Annotated in this window: 13 protein-coding genes and 1 pseudogene; 3 read left to right on the top strand and 11 right to left on the bottom strand. The window is 75.6% G+C overall.

Features of this window, described 5'->3' with window-relative positions; translation table 11 throughout:
* Positions 1–388 precede the first annotated feature (388 nt).
* The 10 genes from ACZ52R_RS09530 to ACZ52R_RS09485 all read right to left on the bottom strand — a co-directional run bounded on the left by ACZ52R_RS09530 (position 389) and on the right by ACZ52R_RS09485 (position 17,599).
* On the bottom strand, positions 389–985 hold the full coding sequence (locus tag ACZ52R_RS09530) for a TetR/AcrR family transcriptional regulator (protein WP_465621910.1): 597 nt from the start codon (positions 983–985) through the stop codon (positions 389–391).
* Between the two features lie 158 nt (positions 986–1,143).
* A complete protein-coding gene (locus tag ACZ52R_RS09525; protein WP_465663630.1) occupies positions 1,144–4,020 on the bottom strand; it encodes a condensation domain-containing protein in 2,877 nt (958 codons plus the stop codon).
* A complete protein-coding gene (locus ACZ52R_RS09520; protein WP_465663629.1) occupies positions 4,017–5,861 on the bottom strand; it encodes a non-ribosomal peptide synthetase in 1,845 nt (614 codons plus the stop codon). The genes ACZ52R_RS09525 and ACZ52R_RS09520 overlap by 4 nt, the downstream gene beginning before the upstream one ends.
* A 67-nt stretch (positions 5,862–5,928) precedes the next feature.
* Positions 5,929–7,764 carry an amino acid adenylation domain-containing protein gene (locus ACZ52R_RS09515; protein WP_465621904.1) on the bottom strand — a complete coding sequence of 612 codons (1,836 nt, stop codon included), beginning with the start codon at positions 7,762–7,764 and terminating at the stop codon, positions 5,929–5,931.
* 27 nt (positions 7,765–7,791) lie between these two features.
* Positions 7,792–8,967: an acyl-CoA dehydrogenase family protein gene (locus tag ACZ52R_RS09510; RefSeq protein WP_360500388.1), complete on the bottom strand. Its 1,176-nt coding sequence runs from the start codon at positions 8,965–8,967 to the stop codon at positions 7,792–7,794.
* 14 nt (positions 8,968–8,981) lie between these two features.
* On the bottom strand, positions 8,982–12,116 hold the full coding sequence (locus tag ACZ52R_RS09505) for a non-ribosomal peptide synthetase (protein ID WP_465753250.1): 3,135 nt from the start codon (positions 12,114–12,116) through the stop codon (positions 8,982–8,984).
* A gap of 355 nt (positions 12,117–12,471) precedes the next feature.
* Positions 12,472–13,779, bottom strand: a complete 1,308-nt coding sequence (locus ACZ52R_RS09500; protein WP_465753249.1) for a non-ribosomal peptide synthetase — start codon at positions 13,777–13,779, stop codon at positions 12,472–12,474.
* Between the two features lie 48 nt (positions 13,780–13,827).
* Complete coding sequence (locus ACZ52R_RS09495; RefSeq protein ID WP_465753248.1) at positions 13,828–15,201, bottom strand: MFS transporter; 1,374 nt, start codon at positions 15,199–15,201, stop codon at positions 13,828–13,830.
* Positions 15,202–15,682: 481 nt separating this feature from the next.
* Positions 15,683–16,813: a PP2C family protein-serine/threonine phosphatase gene (locus ACZ52R_RS09490; RefSeq protein WP_465753247.1), complete on the bottom strand. Its 1,131-nt coding sequence runs from the start codon at positions 16,811–16,813 to the stop codon at positions 15,683–15,685.
* Between the two features lie 54 nt (positions 16,814–16,867).
* A complete protein-coding gene (locus tag ACZ52R_RS09485; protein WP_465663623.1) occupies positions 16,868–17,599 on the bottom strand; it encodes a maleylpyruvate isomerase family mycothiol-dependent enzyme in 732 nt (243 codons plus the stop codon).
* A gap of 71 nt (positions 17,600–17,670) precedes the next feature.
* On the opposite strand from ACZ52R_RS09485, the pseudogene ACZ52R_RS09480 reads away from it, so the two are divergent.
* Positions 17,671–18,690, top strand: a pseudogene (locus tag ACZ52R_RS09480) (LysR family transcriptional regulator); the annotation flags it as partial.
* Between the two features lie 32 nt (positions 18,691–18,722).
* On the opposite strand, the gene ACZ52R_RS09475 reads toward ACZ52R_RS09480, so the two are convergent.
* A complete protein-coding gene (locus ACZ52R_RS09475; RefSeq protein ID WP_465663622.1) occupies positions 18,723–19,976 on the bottom strand; it encodes an erythromycin esterase family protein in 1,254 nt (417 codons plus the stop codon).
* 111 nt (positions 19,977–20,087) lie between these two features.
* On the opposite strand from ACZ52R_RS09475, the gene ACZ52R_RS09470 reads away from it, so the two are divergent.
* Positions 20,088–20,867 carry a TioE family transcriptional regulator gene (locus tag ACZ52R_RS09470; protein WP_465663621.1) on the top strand — a complete coding sequence of 260 codons (780 nt, stop codon included), beginning with the start codon at positions 20,088–20,090 and terminating at the stop codon, positions 20,865–20,867.
* Between the two features lie 5 nt (positions 20,868–20,872).
* Complete coding sequence (locus ACZ52R_RS09465) at positions 20,873–21,352, top strand: SgcJ/EcaC family oxidoreductase (RefSeq protein ID WP_465753246.1); 480 nt, start codon at positions 20,873–20,875, stop codon at positions 21,350–21,352.
* Positions 21,353–21,409 lie beyond the last annotated feature (57 nt).

The raw sequence follows: 21,409 nt of genomic DNA, 5'->3' as shown, positions 1-21,409 counted from the left end.
ACCCACCACTCATCCGAACCCCCCCGGTTCCCCGCGCCCGACGGCGCGCGAGGTGCAGAGTCGCACACCGACCGTCGGTGTGTCACCTGCCGCCCCGGGCGGCCCCGAACCGCCAAGGGGCATGCCGGACTCCCCGTCACTCGACTCGGACCCGATCACGCCCGGCGCCCCGGCCCGCTGTGACAGTCGGAGGCGCGCCGAACCCGGGGGTTTGGCTTGCCGGATCGGGGTGAGAAGAGAGCCGGGTGGGCAATGAGCGGCCCGGACGGCACCCCTCCCCCCTCCTGGGGTCCGCCGTCCGGGCCTGTCCCACCACCGCTCAGAGCCCGGCCACCGTGACGTCCATCCGCCGGCGGCCGGGCGGGCGGGGGCTCGGGTCGACGGCGTCTCACGGACGTGTCGTCAGGCCGTCCAGGGTGAGGTCCAGCAGGCGTTCGGCCTGTTCGCGCTGTTCGGGTCTGGCGGAGGTGAGGGCGATGCCTTCGAGGGCGGCCCCCAGGTCGGCGGGGCTGATGTCGGTGCGGATCGCGCCGGCGGCCACGCAGGCGTCCATCAGTTCGGTGAGGGCCTGTCGGATCATGTCCCGGCTGTCGCCGTGCGGGTTGTTCCCCGCGGCGGCGATGGCGCGCAGCGCGTCGGCCATGCCGGATTTGGCGGCGATGTAGTCGAGGAAGAGCCGTGTCCAGGCGTGCAGGGCCTGGTAGGGCGGTCTGGCGGCGAGCAGGCCGGGGACGGCGTTGCACAACTGGGCGACTTCGTTGCGGTAGACGGCCTCGATCAGGGCTTCCCGGGTGGGGAAGTTGCGGTAGAGGGTCGCGCTGCCGACGCCTGCGGCTTTCGCGATGTGTTCCAGGCGGGCGTCGAGCCCTTCGTCGGCGTACACACGCACCGCGGCCGTGAGGATCTTGTCCCGGTTGCGTTGTGCGTCGGCGCGCAACGGGCGGTGTGAGTCGCCGTCCGTCACCTCTCGCCCCTCTCTGCACATGGTGGATTCCCGTTTGCATCGTAAGGCACCCTGCGGCGTGCACAGCCACGGAAGGTCCTGCACAGCTGGGGAAGGAAGCCACCCGTATCGTCCGGGCGAGGCTGCCGGGCGGAGGGGGTCCGGTGAACGACGGGCCCCTCCGCCCGGGGCGACCCGGCTCAGCCGACCATGGCTGCCAGGACGCTGCGCCAGTCCTCGCCCGGCTCGGGTGTGAGCGGGCCGGCCAGCGTGTCGGCCCGGTAGCGCCAGGGGCGGCGCAGTTCCTCGTCGGCGTCGGGACCGACGGCGAGCGGGCTGTCGGAGCCGAGCAGCCGGACCAGCTCCGCGGTGAACTCCGCCCAGGAGACGTGTCCGCTCACCGCGTTGACGACCCGCCCGGCCGCCGGGTGGTCCGGGACCGCGCAGGCGGCGAGCGCGCGGGCCAGGGCCGCGGCGTGGACCCAGGACGCTCCGTACCGGTCGTCGGCCGCCGGCAGGCTGATCGTCCGGCCGGCCAGGGCGGCCTGGTAGAGGGTGCCGGTGGAGCCCCAGCGGAGCTGGTCGCGCAGGCGGTGGTGCGGGCCCCAGACGATCGGGGCCCGTACGGCGGTGGCCGGGCCGCGGCCGGTGGCGGCGGCGGCTTCGAACAGGATCCGCTCGCAGTCCAGTTTGGCCTGCCCGTACGGGGTGACCGCCGTGCCGCTCGGGGCGCCCTCGGGGACCTCGGTGCCCGACGGCCGGCCGTACGCGTCGATGCTGCTGACGAAGACGAACGGGCCGCCCCGCCAGCCGTCCACCAGGGCGCGCATCGCGGCGAGGTCGGTGGCGTGGTCGGTGAAGGTGCAGGCGGAGTGGATGACGGCGTCCACGCCTTCGACGGCGCGCCGCAGGCTGTCCGGGTCGGCGAGGTCGCCCTCCGCCACCTCGGCGCCGTTCAGGGCGGGCAGGTGTGCGGACTCGGAGCGGACCAGGGCCCGGACCGGCCTGCCCTGGGCCATCAGCTCCTGCAGGACCGCCGCGCCGACCCCGCCGGTGGCGCCGGTGAGCAGGACGGTGCCGGTGCGGGAGCGGGTGCGCGGGCGGGCGCCGGTGCGGGCGAGGGCGGCGCGGCGCTCGTCCTCGCGGGTGGCGAGCACGGCGGCGAGGGCGCGCGGGGTGCGCTGTTCCAGGATGTCGAGGCCGGTGAGCGGCAGCCCGGTGCGGGTGCGCAGGCGTTCGGCGAGCTGGACGGCGACCAGGGAGTGGCCGCCGAGGGCGAAGAAGTCGCCGTCGGCGGGCGGGGTGGCGCCGAGCAGTTCGCCGAAGACCTCCCGGACGGTGTCCACCGGGCCGTCCCGAAGCGGGTCGCCCTGGCTCGGACCGTCCCGGAGCGAGCCGTCCCGATGTGAGCCGTCCTGGAGCCGGCCGTCCCGGAGCGGTGTGGCCCCGGGCAGCAGGCCGTGGTCGACGGTGCCGTCGGGGTGCCGGGGGATCCGGTCCACCAGCGTGACCGCGAGCGGGAGTTCGGCGGCCGGCAGGCGTCCGCGCAGGGCGGCCCGCAGCTGGGCACCGTTCGGGGCGCCGGGCCCGCGGACCACCGCGTAGGCGAGCGGCGGGCCGTCGGCGTTCTCGACCACGGCCGCGTCGACCACCCCCGGATCGGCCGACAGGCCTTCCACCACCGGGTGTTCGGCGGCGGCCAGGAGGCGGCCGGGCAGCTCGGACAGGAGCGGGTCCGCTTCCCCGGCCACGGCCGCGAGCACGGCGGCGAAGGCGTCCAGCAACTGCCCTGCGGTGGCCTCGTCCAGGGCGTCCCGGTCGTGCTGCACCAGGCAGCGCGGCGCCGGGCCGTCCTCCACCAGCAGCGCCAGACCGAACTTGGCGAGCCCCAGGTCGAGTTCCACGTTCTCGGCGTCGAGACCGGGCAGCGCCAGCGGCGCGACGGGCTGGACGAGGTCGCAGGTCACCGAGAGCAGCGGGGTGCCGTCCGCGCCGCGGGCCGCCGCGCCGAGTCGCTCGACCACGAGGTCGAACGGCACGTCGTGGTGCTGCTGGGCGTCGAGCAGCTCGCCGCGCACCGCGGCCAGCAGTTCCGCGAACGACGGGTCGCCGGCCGGATCGACCCGCACGGCAAGGGTGTTGACCGCGAGGCCGACGGTGTGCCGCAGGTCGGGCCGGGCCCGGTGACCGCTGGCGCACCCGAGGACGAGGTCGCCCTGCCCGGAGGCCGTCCGCAGGGTGGCGAACGCGGCGGCCAGGACGACGGTGAACAGCGTGGCCCCGTGCCGGGCACCGAGGGCGCGCAGGCCGTCCACGACGGCGGGGTCCAGCGGAGCGGCGTGCAGCGCGGCCCGGCGCTCGCGGGCGCCGGACGGGACGGGCCGCAGCAGCGTCGGCGGCCGGGCGCCGGCCAGCCGGGCGGCGAGGGTGTCGGCGGCGGCCGTGAGCTCGGCGTCCCGGGCACGTTCCTGGCGGGCGTACTCGGCGTACGACGGCCCGGGCGGCGGGAGTTGCGGCGCCACGCCGTCGCGTGCAGCTGTGTAGAGCGCAGCGACATCGGCAGCAAGGACCGGCAACGATCCGCCATCGACCGCGATGTGATGGATCGTCAGCAGCATCGTGTGGTCCTCCGGCCCGTGCCGCAGCAGGAGGGCGCGCAGGACCGGGCCGGTGGCGAGGTCGAACGGGCGGGCGGCCTCGGCGACGAGCTGCTCGGAGGCCGCGGCGTCGGTCTTCACGTCCACGACCGGCAGCGGCACCGGGGCGACCGGGTCGGTCTGCTGGTACGGCTGTCCGCCCCGGCGCGGGTAGCGGGTGCGCAGGACGGCGTGCCGCTCGGTGAGCCCGGTGATCGCGGCGGCGAGGGCGACCCGGTCGAGGGGGCCGCGCAGCCGGGCCGCGATCGGCACGTTGTAGAGGGCGCCGCCTTGGCCGAGGTGGTCCATCAGCCACATCCGCTGCTGGGCGTGCGAGAGCGGGGCCGGACCGTCGGCCACGGCGGGGCGCTGCGACGGGGCGGCGGCGCTGCGACGGCTGCGGGCGCGGCGCAGCAGGTCGGCCTGGTCCACGGCGGTCACCGGCCCTCTCCCGGCGCCTCGTCCGAGCCGTCCTCGTCAGCGCCGGCCGGGCCGTCGGTGGCCCGCAGCGCCCGTTCGAGCAGCTGCGCCTGCCCGGCGACGGTCGGGTGGTCGAGGAAGTCGGCGAGCGAGAGCTCGACCCCGAGGTCCTCGCGCAGGTCGTCGACGACCCACATGGCGAGCAGCGAGTGCCCGCCCTCGGCGAGGAAGTCGGCGGCCGGGTCGGTGATCGGGCGCTCCAGGGCGCGGCTCCAGGCCTCGGCGACGACCTGCTCGATCGGGGTGAGCGTGCCGCCGCCGGAGGGGCGCCGCTCGACCGGGTCGTCGGCGGCCAGCGCCCGCCGGTCCACCTTCCCGGAGCCGGTCAGCGGCAGCGCGCCGAGTACGGTCCAGGCGGTGGGCACCAGGTGGGCGGGCAGCCGTTCGGAGAGCCGGGCGCGCAGCGGCTCGACGGCCTGGCTTGCGCCCTCGGCGAGGACGAGGCAGGCGGTGAGGGCCGCGTCGGCCTGCCCGGCCCGGCGGACCACGACCGCCGCCTCCGCGACCTCGGGGAGCTGCAGCAGCGCGTGCTCGACCTCGCCCGGTTCGATCCGGAAGCCGCGCAGCTTGACCTGCTCGTCCGTGCGACCGTGGAACTCCAGGGTGCCGTCCGGCCGTTGGCGGACCAGGTCGCCGCTGCGGTAGGCGCGGCCGAGGTCCGGCAGCTCGCGGAAGCGCTCGGCGGTCAGCTCGGGCCGGTTGAGGTAGCCCTGGGCGAGGCGGTCGCCGGCGATCCACAGCTCGCCGACCGTGCCGGGCGGCACCGGCGCGAGCTGCTCGTCCAGGACCAGGACGCGGGCGCCGCCGAAGGGGCGGCCGATCGGGATGGGGCCGGCGCAGTCGGCCGGGGTCACCCAGTGCAGGGTGGTGAAGGTGGTGGCCTCGGTCGGTCCGTAGACGTTGACCAGTTCGAGCCACGGGAAGGCGCGCAGCACCGCGCCCGCGTGCTCGGGCGACAGCACCTCGCCGCCGACGCCCACGGTGCGCAGCACCCCGAAGATCCGTGACTGGCGGGCGGCCAGGCGGTGGAAGAGCGCGCTGGTGAGCAGCAGCGTGGTGACGCCGAACCGCTCGACGTCGCGGCCGAGTTCCTCGGCGGTGGGCCGGTCGGCCGGGGAGACGGCGACGGCGGCGCCGCGGGCCAGCGGGGCCCACAGCTCGAAGGTGGAGGCGTCGAAGGTGACGGCGGAGTGGAACAGCACCCGGTCGCGGGGGCCGACCGCGATGGCGTCCGGGGCGGTGACCAGGTCGGCGATGGCGCCGTGCGGGACGAGCACGCCCTTGGCCTGTCCGGTGGAGCCGGAGGTGTAGAAGACCAGCGCGGGTGCGGCCGGGTCGGCGGCGTCCGGCGCCGCCGCGCAGCCGGTGCCGGTCTCGACGTCAGTGTCGGTATCGGCATCGGTGCCGATGTCGGTTCCGTGCTCGGTCAGGACGAGGGTCTGCTCCTCGGCGAACCCGGCCTCGGCGAGCAGCGCCTTGTCGCCGAGCACGAGCCGGACCTCGGCGTCGGAGGTCATCTCGGCGATGCGCGGGCGCGGGTAGGCGGGGTCGATCGGGAGGACGTGGCCGCCGGTCCGCCAGATCGCGAGCTGGGCGACGACCAGGCGGGTGGAGCGGGCGCAGAGCAGGCCGACGGCGCTGCCGGGGCCGATCCCCCGGGAGGTCAGCACGGCGGCCAACCGGCCTGCGGCGTCGACGAGTTCGCGGTAGGTGAGGATGGTGGAGCCGTCGGTCACGGCGAGCGCGTCGGGCTGCCGTTCGGCCTGCTGGGCGATCAACGCGGGCAGGGTCGCGATGGTCATGGTGTGGTTCCCTTCCGGGCGCCCCGGCGGTTCGGCCGGGGCGCCCTGTTAAGGAGGTGCGGGAGGGTCAGGTGGTCGCGGTCAGGGCGGCCACCCGCTCCTCGACCAGTCGGGCGACGGCCCGCAGGTCCGGCTGGCGCAGCACCAGGGGCGCGCGCAGCCGGATCCCGTACTCGCTTTCCAGCGCCTCCAGCAGTCGTGCGGCGGCGAGCGAATTGCCGCCCGACGCGAGGAAGTTGTCGGCGGGGCCAAGGTCGGCGCGGCCGATCAGCTCGCGGCAGAGCTTCAGCACGGTGCGCTCGACGGGAGTGTCGCCGTCCTCGCCGATGGGCTCCGGCGGCTCGGCGGCCAGCAGCGCGTGGCGGTCCACCTTGCCGTTGGCGTCCAACGGGTAGCGGTCCACCAGCCGCACGGCCGAGGGCACCGCCTGCTCGGGCAGCCAGGGCCGGACGGCGTCGAGCAGCCGCGCCGGGTCGATGCGGTCCGCCGCACCGCCCGCGACACCGTCCTCGGGACCGGTCCCGGCGCCGGTCCCGGCCCCGTCCTCGGGCTGGACGAAGGCGATCAGCCGGACGCCGCCGGCCGGCGCCTGCTCGGCGGCCACCACCGCCCGGCGCACCTGCGGGTCGCGCTCGAACGCGGCCTCGACCTCGGCGGGTTCGATCCGCACGCCGCTGACCTTGACCTGGTCGTCCAGACGGCCGTGGAACTCCAGCACCCCATCGGGGCGCATGACGACCCGGTCGCCGGTGCGGTAGACCCGGTCGGTGCCTTCCACGCCCTCGGGCGCGCCGACGAAGCGGCGGGCGGTCAGCTCGGGGTCGAGGTACCCGGCGGCCAGGCAGCGTCCGCCGATCCGCAGCTCGCCGGGGACGCCGCGCGGCACCGGCCGGCCGTCCTCGTCGGTGACCACCACGACGGCGCCCGCGATCGGCCGCCCGATCGGCGGGGCGCCGGCGCCGTGGTCGCCGCCGGGGGCCATGCTGTGCACGGTGGTGGTGACGGTGGCCTCGGCGGGGCCGTAGGCGTTGTGGACGGCCGCGGTGACGTCGGGCCCGGGGGCGCGGCGCAGCCGGTCGCCGCCGACGGTGAGGTGGCGCAGCGCCGACCCGGCGGGCCAGCGGCGGGCCAGGACGGGCTCGGCCAGCGGGGTGGGCAGCACGGCCGCGGTGATGCCCGCCTCGCACCACCAGTCGGTGAGCGCGCCGGAGTCCCAGCGGACGGCCTCGGGGGCGACGACCAGGGCGGCGCCGGAGGTGAGGCCGGCCCACAGCTCCATCAGGTGCGGGTCGAAGGCGACCCCGATCAGCAGGCTGTGCCGCTCGCCGGGGCCGAGGCCGGTCAGCTCGCGGTACCACTGCAGCAGCGCGCCGAGCGCGGGCTCGGTGACGGCGACGGCCTTCGGGGTGCCGGTGGAGCCGGAGGTGAGCACCGCGTAGTGGGTGCCGGCCGGGATGCGCACCTGCTCGCCGGGGGTCAGGGCGGCCACCACGCCCTCGGTGGGCAGGTCCAGCGGCAGCCGCTCGCCGCCGGGCGGCAGCAGGTCCGGCTCGCCGACCAGGCAGGCCGGGCGCAGCTGTTCGGCGACGGCCCGCAGCCGGCGCTCGCCGGGGCGCGGGCCGAGCGGCAGGTGGACGGCGCCGAGCTTGGCGGCGGCCAGGGTGACGGCCACCAGCGAGACCGAGTGGCCGAGGCAGACGCCGAGCAGGTCGCCGGGGCCGACCGTCCCACGCAGGGCGTCGGCGGTTCTCTCGGCGAGGCGGTCGAGCTCGGCGTAGCTGTAGGTCCGCTCGCCGTCGATCAGGGCGGGGGCGTCCGGGGTGCGGTGCGCCCAGGTGGTGAACAGGTCGAGGACCGCGCCGTCCTGGTGCGGACGGCCGTACCCGATGCTCAGGGATTCCATCGTGGTCTCCATTTTCATGACGATCCGTCAGTTCAGGCCCATGGAACGGGCAATGATGACCTTCTGGACCTCGGAGGTCCCCTCGATGATCGTGGTCATCCGCACGTAGCGGTACAGGAACTCCAGCGGGTGGCCGCGCACCCAGCCGGTGGCGCCGTGCACCTGGAGCGAGCGGTCCACCGCGCGCACGGCGGTCTCCGAGGCGGTGAGCTTGGCGAGCGCGGCGTTCTCGGGCGACTCGGTGCCCTCGTCGACCAGCCGGGCGCAGGCGAGGGTGAGCAGCTTGGAGGCCTCGACCTCGGCGCGGGTGGACACCAGGTGCTCCTGGACGTGCTGGTACTCGCCGATCACCCGGCCGAAGGCACGCCGCTCCTTGGCGTACTCGACGCCGACGCGCAGCGCGTACTCGGCGATGCCGTTGCACATCGCGGCGACCACCAGGCGGCCGCGGGAGAGGCTGTCGATGGCGAGGGCGGTGGCTGCGCCGACGCCCTCCTCGCCGCCGATCACGGCCTCCGGGCCGACGGTGACCCCGTCGAGCAGCAGCTCGAACAGCGGCTCGCCGGACATGCCCTCGTAGCGCTGGCCGATACGCAGCCCGGGCTGGTCCATCGGCAGCACGAAGGCGGTGGCCCCGGTCGTGGGGCCGGCGCCGTCACCGAGGTCGGTGGCGGCGACGACCAGCGCGATCCCGGCGTGTTCGGCGTTGCTGACGAAGGTCTTGCGCCCGTTCAGCACCCACCGGTCGCCCTCGCGCAGGGCGGTGGTGGTGAGGCGGAAGGCGTCGGAGCCGGCGTGCGGCTCGGTAAGGGCGAGGCAGCGGGTCTGCTCGCCGCGTACCAGCGGGATCAGGTGGCGCTCGACCTGCTCGGGGGTGCCGTTGCGCAGCAGCGGGCTGGGGCCGTCGGAGCCGGCCAGCGCGTACGGCGCGAGGACGCAGCCGCTGCGCCCGGCGGCGTGGTGCAGCAGGACGACGGCGGTGAAGGGCATGTCGGAGCCGCCGAGCTCCTCGGGGTAGTCGCCCGCGTAGAAGCCGAGCGCGGCCGAGCGCTTGCGGACGTAGGTGCGCAGATCACCCGGCACCTGGTCGGCGGTCTCGGGCAACTCGGCGGCGAGCGGGACGAGTTCGCGGCGGACGAAGCTCTCGAAGGCTTCGACGAGTTCGCGGTGTCCGGCTTCCAGGACGGCGGAGGGGGCGGTCACTTGGGCTCTGCCTTTCACTTCTGGCCGGTGAGGGCGCGGGCCTGGTCGGCCAGCACGGCGTGGCGGAACAGGGTGCGCAGCGGCGGGCGGCTGCCGAGGTGCGGTTCCAGGTAGGCGGCGAGCTGGGCGGCGAGCAGCGAGTGGCCGCCGACCTCGAAGAAGTGGGAGTCCGCGCCGAAGCGGTCGTGGCCGAGCACCTCGCGCCAGGCGGCGGCGATCAGCTCCTGGCCGGGGTCGGCGAACGCGCTCGGCGCGGCCTGCTCTTCGGGGCCCGCCTCGGCGGCCTGGTTGGCCAGCAGGGTGAGGGCGGCGCGGTCGGGCTTGCCGCCGGGCAGGGTGGGCATCGCGGCGACGGCGGTCCAGCTCGCCGGGACGAGGCCGCCGGGCAGCCGGCGGGCGAGCGCCTCGTGCAGGGCTGCCTGGTCGGGGCGGTCGGCGCCCTCCAGGAAGCCGACCAGGCGGGGGCCGGTCTGCGGGTCGGTGTGCAGCACCACCGCGCAGGAGCGGCCGCCGAGTTCGGCGGAGGCGGCGGCCTCGATCTCCTCCAGCTCGATCCGGTGGCCGCGGAGCTTGACCTGGTTGTCGGCGCGGCCGAGGAAGCGGAGCCGGCCGTCCAGGTCGCGGTAGCCGCGGTCGCCGGTGCGGTAGACGCGGGCGCCGTCGAGCGCGGGGACGGTGACGAAGCGGGCGGCGGTCGGCTCCGGCAGGCCGGGGTAGCCGTCGGCCACCATCGCTCCGCCGACGACGAGTTCGCCGACGCAGCCGGCCGGGAGCGGGCGCAGCGTGTCGTCCAGGACGTGCATCCGGACGCCGTCCAGCTCGGTGCCGAGCGGGATCTCGCCGTCCTCGGCGACGTCGGCGGCGGTCACCTGGTACACGGTGGAGGTGACGGTGGCCTCGGTGACGCCGTAGGCGTTCAGCACGGTGGTGGCCTCGGTCAGGTCGGCGAGCGCCCGGGCGGGCAGGCGCTCGCCGCCGAGGACGAGCAGCCGTGGCGTCCAGCGGCCGTCGCGCAGCGCCTCGGACAGGTCCGAGCGGACGGCGAGCAGGTAGCTGGTCGGCAGGTTGGCGACGGTGACGCCGCGGGCGGCCAGGACGGCCACCAGCTCGGGCCCGGTGGGCACCTCGCGCTGCGGCACGACCAGGGCGGCGCCGGCGGCGAGGGCGGGCAGCACCTCCTCCAGCGCCACGTCGAAGGACGGCCGGGCGAACAGCAGCACCCGGTCGGCGGAGGTGAGTTCGTAGCGGTCGACGATCGCGGCCAGGTAGCCGGCGAGCGCCTCGCGGCCGACCTGGACGGGCTTGGGCACGCCGGTGGAGCCGGAGGTGTGGATCAGGTAGGCGGCGCCGTCCAGGACGTCGGCGGGCTCGGCCTTCGGGAAGGCCGGGCCGTCCAGCAGCGCCGGGGTGACACCCTCGGCGGGCAGCGCGAGGGCGCTCTGCCGGGTGGCCAGGACGAGCGCCGGGCTGAGCCGCTCCAGCAGCAGGCCGAGCCGGGCGGCCGGGTCCTCGGTGGACAGCGGCGCGTAGACGGCGCCGTGGCGCAGGCAGGCGAGCAGGGCGACCACGCTGTCCGCGCCGCGCGGCAGGACGGCGGCCACCGGCTGGCCGGGCGCGACCCCGGCTGCGCGCAGCCGCTCGGCCAACTCGGTGACGCGACGGTCGAGTTCGCCGTAGCTGATCCGCTCGGTGCCGGTCAGCAGGGCGAGTGCGGTCGGGTCGTGGGCGGCGGCCGGGTCGAGCACGGCCAGTGCGTCGGCGAGCGTAGCGGTGGGAGTGTCGGCAGGTGTGGCGACCGGCGCCACGGTGGTCGGCGCGGCCTCGGGCGCGGGGGACAGCTCGGCGATCGGCGCCTGCGGGCGGTCGAGGTAGCAGCGCAGCAGCTCCAGCAGCCGCTCGGACAGCAGCACGGCCTCGGACTCGCGGAACAGGTCCGCGTCGTAGTCCCAGACCAGGGTCATCCCGGCAGCGCCGTGCTTCTCGCCGACCACCCGGCGGTCGTCCGGCAGCAGCACCAGGTCGAGATCGAAGCGGGTGGTGCCGGTGTTGAAGCCCTCGTACAGCGAGACCTCCAGGCCGGGCGCCTGGACGTCCGGCAGGGCCGCGTCGTGCGCACTGAACATCACGTTGAACAGCGGGTTGTCGGCACCGCCGGTGTGCAGGCCCAGGCGGCGGGTCAGCTCCTGCACCGGCAGGTCCTGGTACGGCAGGGCGCGCATCAGGACGTCGGTCACCTCGTCCACGGCCTCGGTGCCGGGGGCGGCGGGGTCGAGCCGCAGGCGCAGCGGCACGGTGTTCACGAACATGCCGACGGTGCCCTCGAAGCCCTCCGGGCGGTTGCCGACGGCGGTGCCGACCACGACCTCGCGGTGCCCGCTGTGCCGGCGCAGCAGTTCGGCGAACAGGGCGAGCAGGGTGCTGAACGGGGTGTGGCCGTCCGCCGTGCTGCGCTCGCGCAGCCGCTCGGCCAGGTCGGCGCCGATCGCCTGGCGCAACTGGCCGCCCCGGTGGCGGCGCTCGACGCCCGGCCGGGCCAGCCCGGGCAGGGTGACCTCGCGCGGCGCGTCGGCCAACTCCCTGGTCCAGAAGTCGAGTGCGCGGTCGCGGGGGACGTCGACGGCGGCCCGCGCGTGCTCCTCGTACGAGGGGGCGGTGGGCAGGTCGTACGGCTCGCCGAGGACCCGGGCGCGGTAGACGGTGAACAGGTCGCGCAGCAGGATCGCGAAGGAGTGGCCGTCGTGGACGAGGTGGTGCTCGACGTGGATCAGCCGGTGGTGGCCTTCGGCGATCCGCACCAGGTGCCAGCGCAGCACCGGTGCCCGCTCGGTGTCGACCGGTTCTTCGGCCTCGGCGGCGAGCAGCCGCCGGAAGGCGGCCTCCGGGTCGTGCTCGGTGGCGAAGTCGCTGTGGCGCAGCTCCGGTTGACACCCCTCGGCGACCCGCTGGCCGGGCAGCCCCTCCGCTCGGGGCACCAACTCCAGCCGCAGGCCGGGGTGGTGGTCCAGGACGGCGGCCAGACCGGCGTGCAGCGCGTCCCGGTCGAGGGTGCCCCAGAGGTCGAGGACGGCGGTGAAGTTGTAGGCGCGGCTTCCCGGCAGCATCTGTTCGTGCAGCCAGACGATCTCCTGCGACGGAGAGAGTGCGAACATGGGCGGTTCCCTTGTGTGGTGGGCTTGTCGGCACTGCGGTGGCCGGCGGCGGGCGTGGGGTGGTCCCGCTCCGGCCGCTGGACCCGGCCGCACCGGGATGACGGTGCGGCCCGGGGGTCCGGGCTTCGGGCTCCTGCGCGGGCATGCCTGTTCGGGCACGCGCGTCCAGGCGCGGTGGATCCTGCGAGGCGGATCCGGCATGGGAGTTCGGGCCCGCGGAATGGGGCGCGGGAGGTCGGGCAGCCCGTCGGTCGGGGCGCGGGCTCGGGAGTCGCAAACCCCTTCCGGGGCAGGCGGGTTCAGGCGTCGAGGGTCAGGCGCGGAAGGTCAGGCGCGGGAGGTCAGGCCCGGAAGGTCAGGCGTGGGAGTCCGGGCCTGGCCGGGCGTGCAGGTGGTGGCGCAGCACGGCGAGCAGGTCGTCGAAGGCGGCGCGGGCGTCGGCCTCGGGGAAGCGGTCGCTGTCCCAGGCGAGCCGGACCAGCAGGTCGTCGCCGTGCGAGGCGGAGACCGCGAGCGGGGCGGCGAGCGGCCGTCCGGCCAGGTGGGTCTCCCGGCCGGGCGTGCCGCCGAGCACCAGCGGCGGGCGGCGGTGCAGGTCCTCCAGGGTGAGCATGGCGTCCAGGGCTCCCGTCCACGGCGCCCCGGCGGTACGGGCTGCGCGCACCACCTCGTCGAACGGGGTGCCGGCGTGGTCGAGGTCGTCCCACCAGGCGTCGGCGAGGGTGTCCAGGTCGTCCGTGGTGCTCGAACCGGCCGGGTGCACCAGGGTGTTGAGGAAGCAGCCGAGCGCGGCGGGCGAGCCGGCCGGTCGGCCGCCCCACGGGTAGCCGAGCGCGAGCGGCCCCCCGTCCGTCCGGTGCAGTCGGTGCGCGGCGGCCCCGACGGCGTCCAGCAGGGCCGGGAAGACGGCGCTGCGGGCGGCGCCCTCGGCGGCCGGCAGCCGCTCGGTGAGCATCCCGGTGGACGTGGCCGCGCCGCCGCCCGCCCCGGTCAGCGCGCCGAGCCGGCGGCCCCAGTGGGCCTGCGCGGCGGGCCCGCCGGCGGCGTCCTCGGCGGCCAGCTGGAGTTCGACGGCCTGCCGGTAGTCGGCCAGGGCCTGCGGTGCGGGCCCGGCTGCCGGTGCCTCGCCCCGCTCGTGTGCCTCGTCCTTCTCGTACGCTTCGCTCAGCTCGGCGGTGAGTACTCCGAGCGACTGCTCGTCGCAGGCCGCGTGGTCCAGCGCGAGGGCGAGCAACTCCTCGTCGCCCTCCGGCTCCTGGGCGACCAGCAGGCGTAGGGCGGGCCCGTCGGCGGGCCAGTCCAGCAGGGCTTCGCGCAGCGCCTCGCGGGCCGTTCGGCCGGGGGCGACGGCGATCCGGGCGGCCTCGGCCGAGGGGCCGCCGACCCGCAGGACGGGCGTGCCGCGCACGGTCGCGAAGGCGCCGCACAGGGCCGGGTGCCGGGCGGCGACCACGGCGGCGGCGCGGGCCAACCGGTCCTGGTCGAGGGTGCCGCGCGGGTAGGCGAAGAACAGCGGGACGACGTCGGAGCGGCTGTGCGGCGCGAGTCGGCGGCTGATCAGGAACCGCCGCTGGGCTCCGGTGAGCGGGAGCAGCTCCGCCGGGGAGTCGGCGGCGGCGGAGCGGTACCGGGCGAGGTAGGCGGAGGTGATGCTGGCGTGCACGGGAACGGTCTCCGGTTTCCGGTCGCGGCTCGGCAGGTCTGGGGTCGGTCAGGGGGTGCTGGTGCTCGCGGCGGGCTCCTCGGCGGTGGTGGGCCGCTCGGCGGTGGTCGCTCTCCCGGCGGTGTGCTCGGCGGTGGCGGCCTCCTCCGCGTCCGGCGTGCCGCCGCCCGGTGTGTCCCCGCCCGGCAGGTCGCGCATCCGCCGCAGTGGCGACAGCAGCAGCGGCACCGGCACGAGCAGGAAGCCGATCGCGCAGAGCCAGAGCGCGGCGCGTGGCCCGGCCGCGTCGGCGACGATCCCGCCGCCCAGCGCGCCGATCGGCAACGTGCCCCACACCAGGAAGCGCATGGTGGCGTTCATCCGGCCGAGCAGCTCGGGCGGGCAGACGCTCTGCCGGAAGCTGACCTGGGCGACGTTGTAGGCGACCGCGCCGAACAGCACCACCCCGGAGGCGAGGCCGAACAGCACCACGCCCGCGCCGCCGCCGGACAGCGGCCACAGCACCGCGAACGGCGCCGTCACCACCGTGGACAGCCAGATCAGCCGGGCCTGTCCGACCCGCCGCGCCAGGTAGCCGGCACACAGCGCGCCCGCCAGCCCGCCGACGGCGGAGATCGACAGCAGCACGCCGATGGCGCCCGGCGCCAGGTCGAGCACCCGTACCCAGAAGACCGTCTGTACGGCCATCAGGACGGCCGCGAACAGGTTGGACACGGCGGTGGCGGTGGCGATCGCCCGCAGCAGCGGGTGTCCGAGCACGAAGCGGACGCCCTCCCCGACCTCGGCGCGCAGCGAGCGCCCGGGCGTCGGCTCCGGCGGCGGCTCCTCGACCCGGATCCGGGCGAGCAGCAGCGCGGAGGCCAGGTAGCCGCAGGCGTCGGCCACGATGGCGAGCGGCGCCCCGAGCAGCTGGACCAGCCCCCCGCCGAGGCCCGGCCCGGCGATCTGCGCCGAGGAGCGGACCGTCTCCAGCGCCCCGTTCCCGCCGACCAGTTGCTCGCGCGGCAGGACGGCGGGCAGGAAGGACTGGTGGGCGACGTCGAAGAACACCGTGGCCACCCCGGTGACCAGGGCCACCAGGTAGAGCTGCGGCATGGTCAGCACCCCGAGCGCCGCCGCCGGCGGGATCGACCCCACCGCCAGACAGCGCACGAGGTCGGCGCGGATCAGCACCGGCAGCTTGCGCATCCGGTCCAGCCAGGCGCCGGCCGGCAGGCCGACCAACAGGAAGGCGGCGGTCTCGGCGGCGGTCAGCAGACCGACCTCGAGCGGGGTGGCGTCGAGCACGATCACCGCCACCAATGGCAGCGCGACCAGGGTGACCTGACTGCCCGTCTGGGCCGCCGCGGCTCCGGTCAACAGGAGCCGGAAATCGCGGTGGTCGAGCAGACGGGCCTGGCGAGGGCGAGGCTTCTCGTTCATTGGTTCGACTCTCGGCCACCTCTTCGACACGGGGCAAGCGCCAGGTCCGTTTCCGGACGAACCACAGCGCGGCCCGATCCCGCCACTCCCCCGACCGCCTCTTGCGCGCCTCCTACGCCCCCTTATGGACCGGCCTCGACATCCGGACCGCCCCTCCGCCAAGGCGGCACAGGCCGAAGGGCGCCCGGGGCGCCGCCGGGGCCATCCGTCCATTTCATCGTCCGCTATGCGGACACCGTCTTTCCGGCCACCGGACGGCACCGCTCAACTTGGCCGAATTCCATGGAGTGCTGCCGTACCGACACCTCATCGTGATACCGGCGTGACCGTCGGCAACCGTCGAACTGGTCCAGGAGACCGCCGTACGGGCGTCACCGCCGCTCCTCGTACCTCGTACCTCGTATCGACACTCGGCCGGGCGCCGTAGCACCGGCCCGCCACCCGGCATCCGGCATCCGCACGCCCACCATCCGCACGCCTGTCATCCGCCCGCCCGGCGGGTGATCGCCAGCACCGCCATGTCGTCGTCCCGCGGCCCGCCGGTCCACCGCTCGACGTCCGCCACCAGAGCGTCCAGCACCTCGGCTGGCCCGGCGAACGGACCCAGCGGAGCCAGCCCGAGCACCGGGTCGTAGAACTCCCCCGCCGCGTCCCGGGCCTCGGTCACCCCGTCGGTCACCAGCAGCAGCGTGCACCCGGGCGGGAACGGCCGGCTCTCCGGCGCGGGCCGCGCGACCCCCAGCCCGCCCATCCCCAGCGGCAGCCCCGGGTCGGCCGCGTCCAGCCGCCGCACCGCCGGCTCACCGCCTCGCGGGTACGGGCCGGGGCTCTGCGTGTGCGCGTCGGCGCCCAGCAGATAGGGGCCGGGGTGCCCGCAGTCGAGCGTGCGCACCGTCCCCTCCCCCGGCGGGAACTCGACCAGCAGCGCCGTGATGAACCCCTCCAGCCGCAGTTCCTCGCTCAGCAGGTCGGCCTCCCGGAGCAGCGAGTCCTCCAGCGCGTCCGCGAGCGCGGCCAGTTCCGGCACCCGGTGCGAGTCCTCCCGGAAGGCCCCGAGCAGCACCGAGACCGCCCCCACCGCGTGCAGCCCCTTGCCCCGCACGTCCGCGATCAGCGCGCGCACACCGTACGGGGTGATCTGCAGCGCATAGGCGTCCCCGCCGATCAGCGCCTCGTCCTGGGCCGCGTGGTAACTGGCCGCGACCGACAGCTCCCCCACCCGTGCCGGCGGCTCCGGCAGCACCGCCCGCTGCGCCGCCTCCGCCACCGACCGCATCCGCTCCAGCCGCCGCCCGTGCCGGGCCACCACGCGGTTCACCCCGACCCCGAGCAGCGCGGCGAAGGCCGTGTTCGCCAGCTCCAGGTACCCGTCCCCCGTCCCGATCGACGCGTCCTGGGTGGACAGCACCAGGATCCCGAGCACATTGGCGATCCCGACCGCGACGGTGTCCCGCAGCCGCAGCAGCGAGCCCGCCAGCACGGCGGCCGCCGCCAGCAGCGGATCGCCCCAGTAGTCGGTCGGGTCCAGCGAGTTCCACACCAGCCCGCCGACGATCAGCAACCACGGCGCGACCCGCACGTACGGCGGCCACTGCACGGACCTCGGAGGCATCGGCGACCTGGCTTCCGTCTCACCACCATCCGGAAGGACTTCTTCCGATCGTAGTCACGGGCCCCCCGAACTCGCATGACGGCCGCCCGGCCCCGGTGGAGTACCTCCGCCCCGGGCCTCGCCCTGCCCGCCCCACCCGAACCGCCCCGCGCCCGACCCCGAGAGCAGTCCTTCCGGCACCCGGCGCCCGTACGCCACCGCCAGCAGGTGCTCCGCCCGTCCCGCCACGGTGAGCGGACCGCGCCCGTACGACCAGTCGAGGTCCGTCGCCACCAGGCGGACGCCGTCCACCCGCGCCCCGAAGAATCGCAGCGTCCACGGGGAGACGCCGGCCAGCAGGGCCGTGGTGCGCGCCACCGGCAGGCGGGCGGGCAGACCGAGCGCCAGGGTGATGTCGAGGCCGTGGACGGCGTCGTGCGCGAGCGCCGCGATCCGGCCGCCGACCGGTGGGCGCCACGGGTGGCCGGCGTGGTCGGCCATCGCGGCGGCGAGTTCGCGCTCGGTCATCGCAGCGGCGTCGCGGCGGGCGATCCGGTCGGCCATGCGGTGGACGTTTCCGCCGGAGCGGGCGAGTTCCACGGCCGTACGCGCCGTCGAGTGCCGGAAGCCGGTGCTCATGTGCGCGGCGACCTCGCGGACCCGCCACCCCCCGCACAGCGAGGGCGCGTTCCACTGCTCCGGGGTGAGGGCGGCGAACACCTCGGCGAGTTCGCGGCGTTCGGCCGCGATCTGCTCGCGGATCCAGTCGAGCTGCCCGGCGCCCTGGTCCTTCGACACGGTTTCCATGCGTCCAGCCTGCGGCCGGAACCGTTCACCCGTCCAAGAGCAGGGAGTTCTGCCGCCTATGATCAGCAGTTATGGAACTGCGGCAGCTCCGGTACTTCGTCACCGTCGCCCAGCACGGAAGCTTCACCCGCGCCGCGCAGCTGCTGCACCTGACCCAGCCCGGGGTCAGTTCCCAGATCCGGCAGTTGGAGCGCGAACTCGGGCACCGGCTGCTCGACCGCTCGGGTCGCACCGTGCGCCTCACGCCGGTCGGCGAGGCCGTACTGCCGCACGCGCGGGCGGCACTCGCCTCCGCCGCGGCGGCCCGGCGGACGGCGCAGGAGTTCGGCGGCCAACGGCGCGGCCACGTCCGGTTGGGCATGGTCGCCGGAGCGGCGTTCACCCCGCCGTCCGAGCTGGGCACGTTCCCCGGGCTCGCCACCACGCTCGCCGCGTTCCGCCAGGAGCACCCCTGCATCGACTTCTCGCTGGCCGAGGACACCACCGCGGGCATGCTCGCCGCGCTGCGCGACGGGCGGCTGGACCTCGCCGTGATCGGCCTGCCCGCCGCCGCGAGCGGACGCGAGGACGACGACGGCTGGACGACACTGGCCGGACTCGACCTGCACACCGTGCTGGAGGTCCCGCTGGTCGCGGCCTGCCCCGAGCACCACCCGCTCGCCACCGCCCTGGGCAGCGCCTCCCCGCTCGGTGGCGCCCCGCAGGGAACCGCCCGGGACGAACCCATCTGCGAAAGCATCCGCGATGCCACCGCTCGGAACCGCACCAGCCGGGACGACGCGCTCCCGGTCGCCGCGCTGGCCGGGCACGCCCTGGTGAGCACCCCGCGCGGCACCGGCATGCGCACCGCGCTGGAGCGCGCCCTGGCCGAGGCCGGGGCGCGCCCGACCGTCGGCGTCGAGGCCGCCGCGCCACCACAGTTGGCCGAACTCGCCGCGCACGGGCTGGGCGTGGCCATCCTGCCGAACCCGGGCCCGGCACCCGGACTGCGGGTCCGCCCACTGGCCGATCCCGTCCCGCTGGTACGGATCGCGCTGGCCTGGCCGAGCGGACGGCCGACCGAGCCGCCGACCGCCGCCCTGCTGTCCCACCTGCGGACGGCCTACCCGGGCCCGACGGTTCCTCAGCCCCGCGGCGACGCCGGTGCCACCGACGCGTCCGACGCCGCGGGCGTGCCCGACGCCGCCGGTCCGTCCGGCGCCGCCCGTGCCCGTGTGTCCCGCGCCGCCGATGCTGCGGCTGCCGCCGCGCCGTCGCCGATGTGCAGGAGCGCGGCCGCGCCGTCGAGCACCTCCCGATCGAGCGGGAAGTAGCCTTGCCGCGGTGTGGTGTCGGTGCGGGTCCGGCCCGCGGGCAGCACCGCCTCCGTCAACTGCCAGAGCACATCCGGCCGTTGCAGGAACGCCTCGTACGTGTCCGGCGCCGGCTCGCCCAGCAGGATCGCTTCGCTGCGCCCCAGGCTCCCGGCGACGAAGGCGTACCGCTCGCCCAGCAGCGCGCCGACGATGCGACCCGCGCTGTTCCATCCGCAGTCCAGCTCCCCCAGTGCCCAGGCGCTGGGGTTCCGCTGCAGGTGCTGGTTGTGCGAGAAGACCAGGGTCGGGCCGCGCTGCGCCTCGAGGTCGCGGATGTCGAGGAGGTTCTGCGCCATGAGCGCGTCCCGCACCCCGAGCAGACCGCTCAACCGGTCGCTCGGGGTCAGGCCCCGGACCGCCGACTGCGCGTGGTAGCGCAGCAGTCCGATGCCCGCGGTCAGCCGCGTCCTGGCCCTGAGCCATTCGGCCCGGGAGGTCGCGCCGATCAACTCCGGCGCCCGCGCGTGGAGTCGGAGCAGCAGGTCGTCGGCAAGGCAGCGCAGCCGCCCGGCCTCGGCGGTGGCACCGGGCGACTGCGCCGGGTCCAGCACCGCCTCGGCTCGGCTCCAGCGCTCGTCCTCCCCGGCCGGACCGGCGATGTCGAGGTCGAGTCGCAGGTAGTCGCGGGCGTGCTCGAGGTAGCGGCGCGGACTGGGGGCGCTGTACGTCTCGGTCGGGGCGTCGAAGCCGTGGAAGGACAGCTGCTCCCCCGGCGGTCGGTTCCGGTTGAACTCGCGCATCCAGGCGATGAGTCGGCGGTTGGCGTCGTGCTCCCCGAAGCCGTGCGAGAAGCCCTCGCTCAGCGCCGCGTCCAACGTGCCCACGCCCTCCCGGACGTAGTCGTCCACGGCGAGCGCGGCCACCCGGTCGGTTTCGAGGGCGATCGACCGGAAGCCCCGGTCGACCAGCCGGGCGAACAGTTCGTTGCGGACCCAGCCGAATGCCGGCTCCTGGTGCGTCGGCTCGCCGAGCCCCAGCAGCTCGCACGACGGGGTGACGAAGTCGTGAATGTCCTGGCTCATGAACCTCAAGCGTATCCTTGAAAGAACGGTTGAGACTTTGCCCCAGCCAGCCCGTCGACTGCAGCGAGAACTGGACGCGAAGCCTCAAACGCGCTCGAACGGAAGACGACCATGCGCCCCTCCGACCTCGCCCGCGAGCACGGCATCTCGACCCAGGCGGTCCGCAACTACGAACGCGACGGCTGCCTCCCGCCCGCCGCGCGCACCCCCACCGGCTACCGGATCTACACCGAGCTGCACGCGGCCGCCCTGCGCGCCTTCCTCGCCCTCGTCCCGGCGTACGGGCACGCGACCGCCGGCCTGGTCATGACCACCCTCCACGCCGACCGCCTCGACGAGGCCCTGACCGCCCTCGACCGCGGCCACGCCCGACTGCTGCGCGACCGGGAGACCCTCGCCGCCGTCCGGGACGCCGTCGGCCACCTCACGGCCGCACCCGCCACACAGTCAACGGCGCAGTCGACGGCGCAGTCGACGGCGCCCGAGCGTCCGATGCCGTCCAGCCCCCTCAGCGTCGGCGACGTCGCGCACCGGCTCGGCGTCACTCCCGCGACCGTGCGTGCCTGGGAGGCCGCCGACATCCTCACCCCGGCCCGCGACCGCGCCACCGGCCACCGCGTCTACGGCCCGGCCGACGTCCGCGACGCCGAACTCGCCCACCTGCTGCGGCGGGGCGGGTACCGGCTGGACCACATCGCCACCGTGGTCCGGCAGATCCGCACGGCGGGCGGCACCGACGAACTGGCCGCGGCCCTCGACGGCTGGCAGCGACACCTCACCGCCAGGGGCCTCGCCATGCTCACTGCCGCCGCCCGTCTCGGCGAGTACCTCGCCCTGGGCTCCACTCCACCAAGCGGCTTGACCTCAAGTGGACTTGAGGGACAAGAGTGATCCGCATGAACACCCAGGCAGCAGACAGCCCAGTCAGCGACACTCTCAGCCCCGACACCGACACCAGCACCGACGCCCGCGCCGCGGACGTCGAGGCCATCGAGCGGATCGTCGCCACCGTCGAACGCACCCAGCGTGCCAAGGACGCCGAGGGCTTCCTCGCACTGTTCCACCCCGAGGCCCTCTGGACCACCGCCCACGGCAAGGTCCTCCTCGGCCTCGACGCGATCGCCGCGTTCACCCGCGCCGTCCTGCCCGCCGCGAACTGGAGCGGCGACGTCACCTACGAGGTGGCGCACATCCGCTTCCTTCGCCCCGACGTGGCGGCCGTCAAGGTGCGACAGGTCTCCCAGCCGGCGGCGGGCGGGGCGGACGGCCGGGCGGACGGTGGCTCCGAAGGCTCCCCGCTCTACGTCATGACCAAGCAGGACGACGGACGGTGGCTGCTGCAGGTCGGCCAGAACACCGAGGTGAAGGCCGCCTAGTTCGGTCAACGGCCGACCACCGCGCCGCCGTTCGCCCTGCCGCTGTTCTCCCCGCCG

The sequence above is a fragment of the Kitasatospora sp. NPDC034023 genome (assembly GCF_055575795.1).
The sequence above is the reverse complement of the archived record's forward strand: the minus strand, read 5'-3'. Positions and strand labels throughout refer to the sequence as shown.